Origin of the sequence: Gimesia aquarii (assembly GCF_007748195.1) — a bacterium.
In the GTDB taxonomy this organism is placed as follows: Bacteria; Planctomycetota; Planctomycetia; order Planctomycetales; family Planctomycetaceae; genus Gimesia; species Gimesia aquarii.
On record NZ_CP037920.1, the window covers coordinates 4,695,936 to 4,711,430 of the forward strand.

The following is a 15,495-nucleotide window of genomic DNA, read 5'->3' on the forward strand; positions in this document are numbered from 1 at the left end:
AAACCTGCTTTCACATAGGTGATTTTATAAGAAGGCTTTGTTAAACTGTCCGTTAACTGATTTGATCGTAAGATTATGTTAGACGAGGATATGGTGAAGTCTGATGACTCCAATCGCAATTGCGGTTGCGTGAAAAAATGAAATTAGATGAAACTGGATTGAACCAGAGCCATCTAAACGCATTTATTTCACAAACAGATCGTCCGATCAATTCAGAGATCCAAAGCGCTCGCTCACTGCTTTGAAAATCCATTTGCGCTCGGAAAGGCCCCTGTAATGAGGAGAGTCTACAGACACAGTACGTACTGTACATTGTTGGCATGTTGTTTGAGTTTTTTAAGTATCGGCCAAGTATTCGCTGACGAGGTTTCTAATCCTCCACCAGAACGATCACTTTCAGAAGCACCAGCACAGGTTGCAGCTTCTGTAACTATGAATGGGGCCGACATGGCTTGGCTAATGGTCTCTTCGGCATTAGTCCTCATGATGACGGCTCCTGGTCTTGCGCTTTTTTATGGAGGCTTGGTTCGTAAAAAGAATATCCTGGGAGTCATGATGCAATGTGTGTTCCTAATGGGACTCATGTCTGTCATCTGGGCCATTTGGGGTTACAGTTTTGCCTTTGGCTCTGATATTCTGGGTGGGTTTATGGGTGGCTTTGACCACATTCTGCTTAAAGGGGTCATCCCCACTTGGTCTGATGGAGCCGTTATTATTCCAACTACATTTGATGGTGCCATTCCCACTTCACTCTTTATGGTCTTCCAAATGATGTTTTTCATCATTACCCCTGCTTTGATCTGTGGCGCGTTTGCTGAACGCATGAAGTTCAGTTCAATGGTCGTCTTCTCAATTCTCTGGGGCACTTTTGTGTATTGCCCGATCGCTCACTGGGTTTGGTCTGATACCGGCTGGTTGTGTCATGGGAACGAAGATGCGCTTTACCCTGCCTTTGATTTTGCGGGTGGAACCGTAGTACATATCAGCTCCGGCTTCTCAGCCCTTGTTTGTGCCATTCTACTAGGAAAGCGCCTCGGATACGGTCAGGAACCAATGCCTCCCCATAATTTGACCTATACTTTCATCGGTGCCACGATGCTGTGGGTCGGTTGGTTTGGATTCAATGCTGGAAGTGCAGGAGCTGCCAACTCAGATGCCGTGAATGCTTTTGTTGCCACACATTTGGCGGCGGCGGCTGGTGTTTTGGCCTGGGCTGCTGCGGAATGGGTTTACAACGGAAAGCCCAGTATTCTGGGTGCCTGCTCAGGTGCAGTCGCAGGTCTGGTTTGTATTACACCTGCCTGCGGAACCGTGACTCCGCTTTCCGGTATCATTCTCGGACTCCTAGCAGGCTTTGCCTGTTACTTCGCTTGTACTACTCTGAAATCAAAATTTAAATACGATGACTCGCTCGATGCGTTTGGAGTTCATGGCATTGGCGGTACTGTTGGAGCCATCCTCACAGGCGTATTTGCGACACGAGCCATCACGGGAGATGCTGATGGATCTGGTTTACTGGAAGGTAATACCCAACAATTTATTAATCAATTAGTGAGTGTGGGTGCTGCGATTGTTATTTCGGTCATAGGAACCATTATCATTCTGAAGTTGATTGATTTGACCATGGGCTTACGAGTCAGTAAAGATGGTGAAATTCAGGGTCTTGACCTGAGTCAACATGGCGAAGAAGGATATATTTTCTTGTAAGATTATAAGTTAATGGGAGTCAGCATCAGGCTGACTCCCATTAATTTCCTTTAGAAAAGTGAACCTTAAAAACGATACAAGCGATTAGTTTTCATTGTTTTTAAGGAAATTAAATTGATGTATCGAGATTTCCCTGCGAATTCGATATAATAATTAAGTGTGATAGTCGCTTGGGTTTCCGAAAGCGCTGGAAGAGAACCGAGCATTTTTCTGGGAGTATGATTCCGATGAAAAAAGTAGAAGCTGTCATTAGACATTTCAAGCTGGAAGAAGTTAAAGATGCTCTGACTGAAATTGGTGTCCAAGGAATGACGGTCTCTGAAGTCCGTGGTTTTGGACGTCAAAAAGGCCATAAGGAACAATATCGGGGTGCCGAATACACCGTCGATTTCCTACCAAAAGCTAAAATGGAAGTTATCGTTCCCGATGACCAAGTAAAGGCCGTTGTCGACACGATATTAGAGTCAGCACGGACTGGTCAAATCGGCGATGGAAAGATCTTTGTGATGCCAGTCGAAGACATTATTCGTATTCGAACTGGCGAAGCGGGAGACACCGCCCTTTGATAATTCTGCGTAAAGCGAGGGGCGTTTTGCCGCCCCTTTTGCTTTACATCTGTGCCAATGCGACTCAAATCAGGATTTTTCGAAAGTAGCACTTGATGAAAAAGATACAGGCAATCATACGCCACTATAAATTAGAAGAGGTCAAAAACGCGATTTCCGAAATTGGAATCAGTGGGATGACTGTCAGTGAGGTACGTGGTTTTGGTCGTCAACGTGGTCACAAAGAAACTTATCGTGGCAATGAATATATCGTTGACTTTCTTCCTAAAGTGAAACTCGAAATCGTTGTTCAAGATGATATGGTTCAAAAGTCAGTAGAGACGATTACGGAAGTTGCCAGAACCGGTCAAATCGGTGATGGGAAAATCTTTATCACTGATCTGGAAGAAGTCATTCGAATCCGCACGGGAGAAACTGGACCGGAAGCGGTTTAAACATCAATTTGCTTCCTTCTACTACTTTCTGTCATGAACCCGGGCAACCTTTTTTCTTTTTCGTTTCAGCCTGGAATTTTTGATGTCATACATTTCTCCCACAAGCTCTGCGGCACAACCATTTGTTGTCTATCGAGCAAAGCTGGATCAAGCCAGAGAACGTGGCCAAGAGTTATTAAAGAGTGGTGCGAGCGGCTTGCAGATCGCAACTGCAATTGCAGAATCAATTGAGCAATTAATCCTGCAGATTATCCAAGACCAGTTTTACCAGCTACCTGAGACAGAGCAAAAATTAATCAGTCAACACAGTACAATTATGGTCATCGGCGGCTCAGGACGCGGATTGATGGCCCCGTACTCTGATGTCGATTTGTTGTTTCTTTATCGTAGTCAGGTTACCAGTGAATTCTCAGAATTCGTCGGAAATATTGTGCGTACTTTTTGGGACACAGGCCTGAAACTGGGACATAGCGTCAGGACCGTTGCTGATTCAGTCAAGATGGCACGGACGGAACCAGAATTCGCAACTGCCATGATTGAAGCACGCTCGATCTGGGGAGACGAATCTCTTTCTGAACAACTGATCCGCAGCTTTTATCGGCATGTCATTTTATTTCGCAGACGAATTTTCTTTGAACAATGTGTCATAGCACGTTGGGAAGAGCGCGAGCAGCATGGCGGCGCGGTCATGCAGTTGGAACCCGATATCAAACGATCGCCCGGTGGTTTGCGGGATATTCATTTACTGCGGTGGGCAGGTTACTCTCGTTACGGAACAGCAAATCTTGATATGCTGCGACTAGACAGCCGGATCAGCAGTCGTGATGTTCGCACGCTGAAACATGCCCGCGATTACCTGCTCAAAGTACGTATTCAACTGCACTATGAAGCTGGCAAACAACAGGATTTATTCACCAAAGACACACAGCTCTGGATGGCCGAACAACGCAACATTGAAGGCACCAATGGACAACGCCCAGTAGAACTTCTGATGCAAGAATATTTCCAGCACAGCAAAGCCGTTGCTGAAATCACCGAACGTTTTATAAAAGCACATCGCCCTCAACCAGTTTTCTCTCGGATCTATAACTTTTTGATGACACACCGTTCGGATTCGATTCTAAAAATTGTGCCAGATCATTTGGATGTCGTTCCTAAATATCGCACCAAAGTCAGCAGCAACCTGGAAGAAATCCTCAAACTTTTCGATACTGCCTCACTTTATGGCATCTCAATCGCTCCTGAACTTCTAGACGCAATTCGCGAATCAACCCTACAACTCCCCCCTGCCCTTACTAATGAGTCAATCGATCTATTTCGAGCCATTATGGACCGAAGTAATAACTTAGGTCCGACTCTGAGAACGATGTTTGAAACGGGAGTGTTAAATTTACTGATTCCCTATATGAAACACGCATACTGTTTATTGCAATTTAATCAATACCACAGTTACACCGTCGATGAACATACTTTTCGTGCGATTGAAGCAGCAGAGACTTTTACAAACGATGATTCGCCTCTGGGCAGTTCCTATCGACGTATTGAAAAGAAAGATATTCTAAATCTGGCTATTTTGCTGCATGATATCGGTAAAGGTTATGGGGAAGACCACAGCAAAATGGGAGCAATGATTGCTGCAGACACGGCAGTCCGCTTTGGCTTGAAAGAGGAAGAACAAAAGTTATTGGTCTTTTTGGTGCGAGAGCATCTAACGATGGCCCATCTGGCCTTTCGTCGCGATATTTCAGATCCTGATATTCTGTTCGCATTCAGCCAGAAAGTAGGTAGCCCGGAAAAATTGCGAATGCTGTACGTACTCACTGCCGCTGATATTACTGCGGTAGGTCCCGGTGTGTTTACTGACTGGAAATCAGAATTGCTATCGGATCTATATGAACGAACCATGCTGTTACTTGGTGGTAAACATTCCCGCTACAATCGAGATCAACGGCTTTCGCGCGTTAAGCAGCGTGTACGTAGTCATCTCGAACTTCCCCAGGTTCTGGAAAACGAAGAAGACACGACGCCCTGGTTCACCGAGTTGTTCAACTCGTTTTCCCCGCATTATCTATTGGTGACCCCCTCAGAACGTATTGCTGCTGACATCAAAATCTTGCGGGATCTTCCCGCAGATCAAATTGTTGTGGAAGGAGAATTTGAGCCAGAGACCAGAACGGTCAACTACCATGTGATCGCGCAAGCCATGTATTCACAATCCTGTTTTCATCGAGTGGTCAGTGTCTTCACTTCAAAGCGGATGGATATTATCTCTGCACAGATTACCACAAGTGTTTCTGGTGGAGTGGTTGATAGTTTTAGAGTGATCGATAACGATTATGCAGAAGAAGTCCCGACCAGTCGCATCAAAAAAATGGAACAGGAAATTCGTAAAGCAGTTCTTGGCGAATCCGATGCGAAAACGATGTTTTTAAATAACCAGCGTTTTCAAGAAGCGGCAAGCTTGAGTGGTGAATTTGATCTGGGTCGCGTCGAAATTGATAATCAATCTTCTAAACGTTGCACAATTATTGATGTGATTGCCCATGATCGGATCGGTTTGTTATATATCGTTTCGCGCGCGATCAGCCGCATGGGATTGTCTGTCGTGATGGCAAAGATCTCAACACACCTCGACCAGGTAGTTGATGTCTTTTATATTATTGACGAACAGGGACAGAAAATAGAACAGGATGCGAGACTACAAGAAATCAGCAAACAGTTGCAAGAGACTCTGCATGAATTTGAGCTGGAAGGATACAAAAGGTACCAACGAGTGTAGTATAAAAAATTAAGCAGGAATGACTTCCAAAAAGGTAATCTCAGCATCCATATGAATTTGACAATCAGGGGCCGTTGCGGGTATCAGAATAGTTTTCCCTGGGAGAAGTTCATAAGTCTCTTCACCACAGTCTAACTGGCCTTCCCCTTCCAGAATAACCAATACCTGAGCTTGGCTTAAAGTGGGCAATGAAAAAGAATGCTGAGACTGATGGCGTCGTATTGAAAAGTACTCTGACTCCAAAAGTTGCTCAACATCGTGCCCTGCAGCAAATTGTTTCTGTGGTTGGATTAAATCTACTGGTCCTCTATCAAAACTGATACTCTCAAAAGCTTTCGTGATATGCAAGGGACGTGGATTCCCTGATTGGTCAAGGCGGTTCCAATCAAATAAGCGATATGTGATATCGCTGGTTTGCTGAATCTCAGCTAACAGAACTCCCTCACCAATCGCATGAAGCGTACCCGCGGGAATATAAACACAGTCCCCTTTTTGCACGGGGTAACTATGTAAACATTCTTCAATGGTCCCCTGCTCCAAATGCCGTCGGAGTCGACATTCATCAACGCCTGGTTTTAAACCCGCGTAAATTTGACTTCCTTCGGCGGCATCGAGAATAACCCATGCTTCAGATTTTCCTGACTCGATCGAGTCAAATTTCTGTTGATCAGAGTTATCAGGATGAACCTGTAAAGATAAACGGTCGGTCGCATCGATGAACTTAATCAACAGCGGAAACGTTGTATTACAATTACCGACCCCAAAAAGGGCATCTGGATCTTTATGAATCAATTGAGACAACGTCCAGCCAGCAAATTCTCCATTGGCAATTCGAGTTTGGGCAGTAGGATGGTCAGACAGCTCCCAACTCTCTCCATAGTCCCCTTCAATACCAATTAATTTATGCAACTGCGTTCCCAGACGCTCTCCGCCCCATCGAGTACGCTTAAAAATAGGCGTAAACTCAAGTGGTAACAGGGTTGCCGTGGACTGAACTTTTTGCAGTGACATAATTGAAAAAAAGCAATACCAATAAAGAAGATAGAAAGAAGAGTAAAAATGGACTCTTCCATAATGCTAAACTACGAAAGCCAGCAATTGCAACTATAATCTCTATGAATAGAGATAAGTGCGTTCTCATGGACTTTTTTGTTTTTTTTCTCGAACTGACCTTATGCAAAGGTTCCAATTGCCATAAACCGAAACACCTGCTAATCTCTCCCCCCTTGCAATCCTTACAGACAGTGAATTCGTTTGTACACATGCCCAGAAACACAATAAAACGATTGCAATAATTAGATTTCCACTGTTTATCTATGAAAGGCTGATAAGTGGCTGACTTGTTAGTACAAAGATTGGAATGGGATCTTTCAATTGGAGACACAATTCAAATAGGCGATCAGTTTTTGACGGTAGTTGATATCGAGGGAGATGAAATACTGTTTCAGTTAGATTCAGAAGACCCATTGAAATCTAATCCTAAAGATGAAACAAATTCCAACTCACAATCGTGTCGCTAGTCCGAAAACAAAATGATGAGCTTCGGTCTAAAAAATCCAAAATGTAGTTCAACCCGAGCTGAATTAACCAGCTACTTCACGGGTTAAACTATGATTCGAACCTAGAATTGGATCTGATAACGCTTCGTCATCTCTCTACGAATTGACGCCGTGGAGTCTTCGATTTCTTTCCAACTTGTGAAACGAACACCTGTTGCTTTTGACTGCTCTTCTGCACGGTTCTGAATCTTCACACTCGCATTCGAACGTCGACCGTAATAATTATTGTTTGAATCATAATTATAACTGTAATTACCATAAACGCTGGAATTCCGAACCCCAGTGCGAGATCCTGCTGCTCTTTTTGCTAACGCAACACCGCGAAGAGTTTCAGCAACTTTCGAGCCGTAGTCAAGTAAATCTTCATCGACGTTTAAGATAGGAAGTCTGTCAATTTTTCGTGCATAGCGTTCGTTGTAAACTATGTGATTATCGCGATTCGTTTGAAGGTATTTTCGTAAATCATCAACGAGAACTGTTACCGATTTGAAATATGTCAACGAAGCCTGAGCAACTTTTTCTGGACTACCCGGGCTTAAATCTTCGTCTTTCAATTCGCTAAATTTTGTCGAAGGAATTTCCAGAATACTAAACACACGACGCATGCCATCATTGGAAAGAGAGCCGCTGAGAATAATTGACTTACCTTTTAATTCGACTTTCCATTTTTCTAAATCATCCAAGTGGATTCCCAAATCATCTATGACTTCCAAAACCATGGGTTTCGCAAGACTGGCAAATTTTGCTGTCTCCGAGCTAAAATCGATACGCAATTCTCCTTCGGCTTTGCTGCCTATCTTGACAGAAAAAGTAGCGCCTTGAATCCCGCTGATAAGTTCAGTTAGCTCTTTAATTTTTTGTTCATTTCCTTTTAACACATTCGACTTCTTAAGGCCTTCCTCAAGTTTATGAGGTTGTGTGCTATCTTTCAGGTCAATTGCCATCGCAATTTGTGGTCCCGCCCGGCGCACGACTTTCACAGCTTGACTTAAATAAGTTGAAATAACCGAACTGGAATTTTTTCGGCCAAAGTCCGCCCAACGAGAAACAGCCTGTCGATTTGCAGGATGCATGACCCCCATGACAGAAGTACTAAGCCTGACAAAATAGGCATCACTGGGTGTCCACGCAGCATGTAAACCATTGATCGAATCTACATAACCACCTTCTGCCCGTGCAATGGAGCGCATTGGAATCGGTTCTTTTAAATCCATAACCGCCAATTCCCAGTTTTGCCCTAAGTCATTCGCAAAGTTAAGTTGTGCTGCAATGACAATTTTTTCTGCTTCGGGTGGTAAATAAATAGGCCGTTCGACATAAGCGGCTTCATGTTTTTTTTCCCAACCTTCTTTTCTCGCCAATGTGCTGGCATGCATACGAGAGACATCAATGACAACAACTGAATTAGCACTTGAAGGAATTCTATTGAGCAGGTCTTCAAACTGAGCCCACGCAGGAACCTCATAGAAAAGAGCGGCAAGCAAACACGCTGGAAGAATTAGTAGCGACCTTGGAGCAGAGTTCGATGCTGACTTGAAAAACAGAACTGAAAAAATACGCAGAGAAGCTTGATGAATGTATTTCATGATTCAACCTTTGATGTGGAGCCCGAATGCCTAAGTTATCACGTCAGGCAAGATTTGTATTAGAATGCGTTTGAAACGGATCCAGAATAGGAATGAAATCATCATACCAAGCTGCATCCCCTCGCGCCTAACAATATCGTATTTTTTCAAGGTTGCATTAGTGATTCAGTTTTTCAACATTGTTAAGGATCAAGAAGCTGTTAAAACTCGTTCTGCTTTCACATTCATTCAGGTGAGGATATGAACCTCTTGGACACACATCCAAACAGTTTTAATATCCTAAAACAATTCAGTGCAGAGGAACCATATGAAGAAAAATTATCAATAAATACCTCAAAGTATTTATTGATAATCAGTTTGGTCTGAACACAAATTACATCTACTTATGAGTAAGCGTTTTTGGATCGGCAGGAAAAAGACACCACTTTGGCACTTGAGGGATTGCAAGCCTCTTTCGTTTTGTTTCAGCAATGACCTCTTGAAAGCGAGGAATATTTTTTAGCCAAAGTGTTGCCTGCTGATCATTATAGATCTGTACCCAGTCTTTACGCTGCTCCAGATAACCCAAAACATTCAAAGACGCAGGCAGTAATAATATTTCTGTTGGATACTGATCGAGTAAGGGAGTGGGACCATGCGAGTTCTTATCCAACTTTTGAAATTGCACTAACTCTGCTTCTAACTTGGCCGAGTATACAGTTCGATAACGGCCATCAAAGGCGATTCGCGATTCTGGAAACGTTTGCCAGATGACATACTGTGCCCAACCGTAATCCGTTAAAATATTTCCGTTGAGATTTTGGTCTTGTAAGACTTCGATTGATGCTACGGGCATGCCTGGTGCTCTGCTTCGCGTTTCTACTCCAATCTGCCACGGAGGAACGGACTCTTCCCAGAGCTTCATGATTGTATGAACTGCCAAACCACTAACCACTAACATAGTAGAAGCAACTAATAGAGAACGGATTATTCTGCGCCGTTCTCCTCCCCACTGCTGATTAAGATAAGGAAACAACCTACGAATCGAATCAGAAATTGGCATCGGCAATAAAATAATCACTGCGATTGCCAATAATGCCACATGCCGAATATGGCTGATGGCTTGATAGGCAATCACAACGATTAAAATAAGATCTATCCACTCCCACTTTCGTGAACCGAAAAATGCCAGTCCGATTAACAAAAAGGGAATATAGTATAACAATGCCTGTTGCGCATCCCAAAGTGGTTGCCACTCACGAACAATCTGTTTTGTGATTAAATGATCCCACAACATCTGATGTAATTGAATTCCATAAGGATTGATCAGTGTCACAGTCCAGGCAAGACCAATGGTAATACACAACCGAAAAAAATCTCTTTGTTGATATTGTGATTGATAAACGCCCTTGCCCATCCAAAGTAATACAACCCCTTGAATTCCAACGCCAGCCAGAAAACCACCATGAGAGTTTGCCCAAAACATCATCACCACCGGCAGGTACCAGATTGATTTCGACTGAGGATGATTGAGGTAATGCCTTAACAATAACAGAGTCAATGCAAAACAACCAAAGGTGACAAGTTGAGGACGAACGAAAACTACAAACTGGGAAAGGCAGAATGCAGTATAAACCAGTAACAAGATTGCAGCAGCAAGACTTGCTTTGAATTTTCTCAAAGCAATCCAGGCAGGAATAAAAATCACCAATAACCAGAAATTACGCCACAACCAAAGTCCAATATTTCCAAAACTGCTCCATAACCAACCAAAAGACAACTCAGAAAGCCATTCGTGATTCACCCAGATGGCACCTGGTTCGGTATAACAAAATGGATCGGAGTATTCTACCAGAACATGTTGTTCTATCGCACGCAGACCATAAAGCGTATGTCCCCAAAGATCAGGGTCAGCAATCGTCACAGTGCAAGTTAAAAATAGACAACATCCCCAGATCATAGTAGTGGAAAGCCACCACTCTTGATCGCTCATGGTCCATTCGCCGGGAACGTGTTCTAAATCAGGTCCTTTCACAAGCTTGCCTTTGCCAGATAATTCATTGCTCTCTTTGGATCTATTACCGTTTCATAGTGAATAATAAAAAAAAAGATCTGCACATGATTGTACAGACCTTTTGATTTTCGTTTTCAATCTCATCGCCAGCAAATACTGAGTAGAATAAAACTCATTACTTACTTTTAAGAATGTCTTCCAGACTGGGAAGCGGAGTATGGATTGGTCCCAACACAGGCAAGTCTTCGCCATTTGCTGGAGATTCTTCATAAGAAGTCAGATCAATTTGTGCATAAATTTGAACGAACATTTTATGCGAATAAGGAGCTCTAGGATCACCGCCTATTGCGACAACTTCTCCTTTTTGCTTCAAAACATTCGTGTAGTTATATGGTCTAAAGTAGTAATAACCATGATAAACTGGCGTGTAAGGATAATGAGGGTACATATCTCCTGTTGTTTTCCAATTCCACCAAGGTCGCTTCTTTAATTTGCAAAAACCATTGCAATAACTACTGCCACACATATTACATACACCATATCCACCACCTGAACCATCTCCTCCACCTGACTGGCAAGAGCCGCCTGGCATGCAGGAATGGGCTGCAGGATAACTACATTCACATGATGCTAATGAGATAGTTGCGGGAGCACTGACTGTGCTGGCAGGAATGACTTCACCGTCATACTGCCAGGCACTTAAACCGATGAGCAATGCAAAACTCGCATTCATGAGACCACCTTTTATATCTTTACGTTGTATAAACAACTCATTTGGTTAGGCAAACTGGTGGGATAACAACTGAAATCCACTCTGAACTCAGAGCGTAATCTCTCTCACCATAAATCGTTTTCGACTTACTAGTGACCGGAGGTAAAGTAGAAAATCAGATAAATCTCTAAAATATAAAAAATTGCATAATCTGGGAAACACTGCAAAATTAAGATTAACCTCCCTGACTTGATTATCCGATAAGACTGATGCTACGGGAATTGTATGAACAGATACCAACTCCCGATTTGAGTTAAAATGATATGTTGAAAGTTAAATCCGCAAATAACTGATAGCTGGACTTAAATTCCTTAACAGTTTTGAGCCATCTACCAGACACAAACTAAAAAAGCGGCAACATCATAAGTAATTAAACTAATCTCCTTTAAGCGTGGCTTAATGTGAGCGATAATTAACTAAATTCCTAACTCCAAAATTGATGTCCAAAGGATTGGGAGACAAGTATGTCTATAAATGCCTCATGGAAAAGACGCACAATGCTGGCTTTTGCCTGCGGTGTCGCTATTACAGCTACGCCACTTGCTGCACAGGTCCCTCCAGCTCCTCCTGTTCCAGGTAAAATTAAAGCGAACAAGTTTACTTCTGGAGCAGCAAAAAAGAATACACCGGTTGTAAGCACCAAAACAAAAGAAAAAGTCCATCAACTCGTTGATCGAATTTACGAATCCGAAGTAGAGCTCAGTGTTCAACAAAGGCATTCAAAAATTCTAAAAATGAAGATGGATGTCTTCCGAGTCGCTATCGCAGACCCAACAAAAATTGAAGTGGTAGCCTTCGGTGCTCAGGAAGTTGAAGTTATCGGAAAAGAAACCGGTACGACAACAATGACACTCTGGCTAGGACAAGAAGCTAATCCTCAGATTCTGAGTGTACAAGTAAAGGTTGAGGGCGATAATTCCATCGAAGACTTACGTCGAATGGAATACGGTGAATTCCAGAAGATGATCAATGAATTCTTCCCAAACAGTAAGATTCAATTGATTCCTTTTGCTGATAAGCTGATTGTTCGAGGTCAAGCCCGAGATGAACAGGAAGCAACACAGATCATTACAATTATCCGTGCACGCTCCGGCGGTGGTTCTTCTATCGGTAATGGAACTGGTACAGGTTCTTTGTTCACAAGTGGTGAAGCAGCAGATCCTTTCCCCGACGGTGCAGTGCTTCCCGAAGCCACTGTCATCGATATGATGAAAGTTCCGGGAGAAAAGCAAGTGATGCTGAAAGTACGTATCGCCCAAATTGATCGTTCTGCCGCACGCACTGCAAGTACTGACTTATTTGTGAGATCGGGTGACTTTGGCTGGAGCCAATTGTTCACAGGAGTTGCATCACAATTGGCAAATGGGGGAACTGGTCTTGTAACGGCTTCATTAACAAGCAGTGATGTCGACCTCTTCATTTCAGCACTTGCTCAAAATGGATATGCGAAAATTCTCGCTGAACCAAATTTGGTTACAATCAGCGGACGAGCAGCGAACTTTATCTCTGGTGGTGAATTTGCTGTCCCAACAGTCGTTGGCGTAGGTGGTGCTCAAGCAGCTACCACAACTTTCAAAGGCTTTGGTACACAACTTTCCTTTCTGCCTACTGTGTTGGATAAAGATAGAATTCGATTACAGGTCACCCCAACTTTCAGTACCGTTAATCCGGCACTGTCTGTTCAAGGAATCCTGGGGATCGATACACAATCAGTCAGCACTACGGTTGACATGCGAGAAGGTCAAGTTTTCGCCATCGCCGGACTGATTCAAGAACAACAACGTGGAGACTTGAACAGAGTACCATTTATTGGAGATCTTCCTTTCGTAGGTCCCCTGTTCTCAAATAAAGCTGTCTCACGTGACGAAACAGAACTAATCATCTTGATTAGCCCTGAACTGGTTCACCCAATGGAAGCAGAAGACGCCCCTACTGTACTACCTGGCATGGAAGTTACTGAGCCAGGTGATTGGGACTTCTTCTTCTTGAATAACATTGAAGGCAAACCTGATGTGCACCACAGAAGCACTGTCTGGTATATGCAGAAAAAACGTATTCATCAGCAACAAAAAGATTTTATCCATCAGACAAAATCTGACAAATACTATATCAATGGCGACTACGGATTCTCTGACTAACACAAGTTATTATTTCTTTGCAAAATAAAACTTATATTATTCCAATCACATTCACTCAAGACTGTGAGAGAAAATACAAGGAAGTAAGCAATGTCTATACAACCTAAAATTGCAACTTTGCCTGCTATTGCTTTAGCAGCAATGCTGGTCAGTGGTTGCCATCATAAAGAACATCACGCACAAATACCCTACGATGCTGTAGCTCCACTGGGAACGATTAGTGATGACATTTGGCAAAAGCAGGAAGAAAATGCGGAAGCTTCCGACTTCGTAATTTATGAAAGTGAATTTGTCGGAGCGACTGCAAAACTGAATGCTGCTGGTGAAGACCACGTCAAACAAATTGCGGTTCGCATGGTTTCAACACCTTTCCCTGTAATTGTTGAACCCAGTTCTATGTCTGTTAATCAATCGGATGAATACAAATATCCGGTCAATGGAAATGATGATCTGGACATGCATCGCCGAAATGTCATCGTTAAAATCTTAACAGCGATGAACGTACAAGATGCTGATGAAAGAGTCGTTGTGGCTCCTGCCTTGGCACCCGGCTTTGAAGGGTTCGAAGCCTATCGAGCTTATACTAACGGATTCCGAAACCGTGGTAATGGTGGAATCGGTGGGCTCGGTGGATTCGGCAGCGGATTCGGCGGAGGATTTGGCGGCGTAGGCGGTGGAATCTTTTAGATAAAAGAGGAATTCGCTACGGAAACATGAATCAGTGGACGGGTTCTTTTGAATCCGTCCACTTTTTAATAGCATCAAACAAGTAGGTATCGCCTGCTAAGTTATGGTCCGGTCCAGATCGAGCAAAACACAAATTTAAGCTCGCTATGCTGTTATAAATAGCACAATACAATTAGTCAAAATAACGCCAGGAATAGAGTTATGAACAACAAAGGATTGTCTTGTTCAACCGTGATCCTTCTCATCACAATCACTTTCCAGGGATGCTCCCATCTAAGCAACCAGGTTGCCAAAGTCAAATCGGCTTTACCAACTCAGAAAAACTCAGATAATCTTATCCTTGCTGCTCGAACATTTGAGAGCAAGAATGAATGGCTGGCGGCCCGTGAGCAATATGAAAAATATTTAAGCAAAAATCCTAAGAGTGCTAAAGCCTGCCATCGACTAGGTATCGTCTGCACCCGATTAGGTGATCCTATTGCTGCTACACGTTATTTTACACAAGCGCGACAAATCGATCCGCAAAACTCGGTTTTGCTTAACGATTTTGGATATGCCCTCTATCAACGAGGACAATATAAAGCTGCTGAAAAAATCTTTACAGAAGCGTTACAGAATGATGCCAATAATAATCGCATTATTAATAACCTTGCGCTTAGTGTTGGCCATCAAGGGCGTTTCAAAGAAAGCTTTTCACTCTTTCGAAACATTATGCCTGCAGCTGAAGCACATGCAAATGTTGCATACATTCATACACAAAGAGGTGAAGGTGAGCTAGCCCTGAAGGAATATGATTTGGCGTTGACTGCTGACCCTGATCTAAGAACAGCCGGCCTAGCGGCTGCTGAGTTAGCAGAAATGAAGACCCTGTTTCTTGCAAAACGGGACCAAAAAATCACACAACAAGTGGCAACCAATAAAGTGACTCCCAAAATTCAACTTGACAAACAACCGACACAGCTTGTGACCTCAAAGCGACCCGTTCAAAAAAAGCCAACACTATCGATTTCTCAATCGACTCAAGCTGGAAAACAAAAACTGATTTCACAAACTTCCATGAAGAGACAAGCTAAAGTGGAACCATCATTCAAACCTGTCTCTAAGTCTGAGCCAGTAGTGGAAGAACAAGAGTTGGAAATCAATTCCTTCCGAACGCTAGATGAACTCTCTGAAGAAGAATCGGTTATCATCCGTATCTCAGATGAAAAAACACAAGAAGAAAATTTATTCCGAACCCCACAGGAACTGCAAAACAACTAGCATATTGCTGTCTT

At 43.1% G+C, this 15,495-nt stretch carries 11 protein-coding genes; 7 read left to right on the top strand and 4 right to left on the bottom strand.

Annotation, left to right across the window (positions count from 1 at the left end):
• Nucleotides 1–447 precede the first annotated feature (447 nt).
• From V144x_RS18185 to glnD, 4 genes are all read left to right on the top strand, one after another.
• On the top strand, nucleotides 448–1,707 hold the full coding sequence (locus V144x_RS18185; RefSeq protein ID WP_197998976.1) for an ammonium transporter: 1,260 nt from the start codon (nucleotides 448–450) through the stop codon (nucleotides 1,705–1,707).
• Between the two features lie 227 nt (nucleotides 1,708–1,934).
• The gene (locus tag V144x_RS18190; protein ID WP_144986818.1) at nucleotides 1,935–2,273 is read left to right on the top strand and encodes a P-II family nitrogen regulator; all 339 of its coding nucleotides are present in this window, start codon (nucleotides 1,935–1,937) and stop codon (nucleotides 2,271–2,273) included.
• 95 nt (nucleotides 2,274–2,368) lie between these two features.
• Nucleotides 2,369–2,707 carry a P-II family nitrogen regulator gene (locus tag V144x_RS18195; protein WP_144986819.1) on the top strand — a complete coding sequence of 113 codons (339 nt, stop codon included), beginning with the start codon at nucleotides 2,369–2,371 and terminating at the stop codon, nucleotides 2,705–2,707.
• A gap of 82 nt (nucleotides 2,708–2,789) precedes the next feature.
• Entirely contained in the window at nucleotides 2,790–5,486 is a 2,697-nt protein-coding gene (gene glnD, locus V144x_RS18200; RefSeq protein WP_144986821.1) for a [protein-PII] uridylyltransferase, read from the top strand.
• 9 nt (nucleotides 5,487–5,495) lie between these two features.
• Here the strand turns inward: glnD and V144x_RS18205 are convergent, their stop codons facing one another.
• The 4 genes from V144x_RS18205 to V144x_RS18220 all read right to left on the bottom strand — a co-directional run bounded on the left by V144x_RS18205 (nucleotide 5,496) and on the right by V144x_RS18220 (nucleotide 11,357).
• Nucleotides 5,496–6,497, bottom strand: coding sequence for a type I phosphomannose isomerase catalytic subunit (locus V144x_RS18205; protein WP_144986823.1), 1,002 nt, complete (start codon nucleotides 6,495–6,497; stop codon nucleotides 5,496–5,498).
• Nucleotides 6,498–7,107: 610 nt separating this feature from the next.
• Entirely contained in the window at nucleotides 7,108–8,631 is a 1,524-nt protein-coding gene (locus V144x_RS18210; RefSeq protein WP_144986825.1) for a hypothetical protein, read from the bottom strand.
• Nucleotides 8,632–9,010: 379 nt separating this feature from the next.
• Nucleotides 9,011–10,645 (bottom strand): hypothetical protein, encoded by a 1,635-nt coding sequence (locus V144x_RS18215; RefSeq protein WP_144986827.1) that lies wholly within the window; start codon nucleotides 10,643–10,645, stop codon nucleotides 9,011–9,013.
• A gap of 154 nt (nucleotides 10,646–10,799) precedes the next feature.
• A complete protein-coding gene (locus V144x_RS18220) occupies nucleotides 10,800–11,357 on the bottom strand; it encodes a hypothetical protein (protein WP_144986829.1) in 558 nt (185 codons plus the stop codon).
• A 503-nt stretch (nucleotides 11,358–11,860) separates the two neighbouring features.
• Here V144x_RS18220 and V144x_RS18225 point away from each other — a divergent pair.
• From V144x_RS18225 to V144x_RS18235, 3 genes are all read left to right on the top strand, one after another.
• Nucleotides 11,861–13,534, top strand: a complete 1,674-nt coding sequence (locus tag V144x_RS18225) for a type II and III secretion system protein family protein (protein ID WP_144986831.1) — start codon at nucleotides 11,861–11,863, stop codon at nucleotides 13,532–13,534.
• 90 nt (nucleotides 13,535–13,624) lie between these two features.
• The gene (locus tag V144x_RS18230) at nucleotides 13,625–14,221 is read left to right on the top strand and encodes a hypothetical protein (protein WP_144986833.1); all 597 of its coding nucleotides are present in this window, start codon (nucleotides 13,625–13,627) and stop codon (nucleotides 14,219–14,221) included.
• Nucleotides 14,222–14,422: 201 nt separating this feature from the next.
• A complete protein-coding gene (locus V144x_RS18235) occupies nucleotides 14,423–15,481 on the top strand; it encodes a tetratricopeptide repeat protein (protein ID WP_144986834.1) in 1,059 nt (352 codons plus the stop codon).
• Nucleotides 15,482–15,495: the final 14 nt, after the last annotated feature.

What these genes read in the sequence shown, in the direction of transcription:
- V144x_RS18190 (WP_144986818.1), top strand. Translation starts at nt 1,935, where the DNA reads ATGAAAAAAGTAGAAGCTGTCATTAGACATTTCAAGCTGGAAGAAGTT.
- V144x_RS18230 (WP_144986833.1), top strand. Translation starts at nt 13,625, where the DNA reads ATGTCTATACAACCTAAAATTGCAACTTTGCCTGCTATTGCTTTAGCA.
- V144x_RS18210 (WP_144986825.1), bottom strand. Translation starts at nt 8,631, where the DNA reads ATGAAATACATTCATCAAGCTTCTCTGCGTATTTTTTCAGTTCTGTTT.
- V144x_RS18195 (WP_144986819.1), top strand. Translation starts at nt 2,369, where the DNA reads ATGAAAAAGATACAGGCAATCATACGCCACTATAAATTAGAAGAGGTC.
- V144x_RS18220 (WP_144986829.1), bottom strand. Translation starts at nt 11,357, where the DNA reads ATGAATGCGAGTTTTGCATTGCTCATCGGTTTAAGTGCCTGGCAGTAT.
- V144x_RS18185 (WP_197998976.1), top strand. Translation starts at nt 448, where the DNA reads ATGGCTTGGCTAATGGTCTCTTCGGCATTAGTCCTCATGATGACGGCT.
- glnD (WP_144986821.1), top strand. Translation starts at nt 2,790, where the DNA reads ATGTCATACATTTCTCCCACAAGCTCTGCGGCACAACCATTTGTTGTC.
- V144x_RS18225 (WP_144986831.1), top strand. Translation starts at nt 11,861, where the DNA reads ATGTCTATAAATGCCTCATGGAAAAGACGCACAATGCTGGCTTTTGCC.
- V144x_RS18235 (WP_144986834.1), top strand. Translation starts at nt 14,423, where the DNA reads ATGAACAACAAAGGATTGTCTTGTTCAACCGTGATCCTTCTCATCACA.
- V144x_RS18205 (WP_144986823.1), bottom strand. Translation starts at nt 6,497, where the DNA reads ATGTCACTGCAAAAAGTTCAGTCCACGGCAACCCTGTTACCACTTGAG.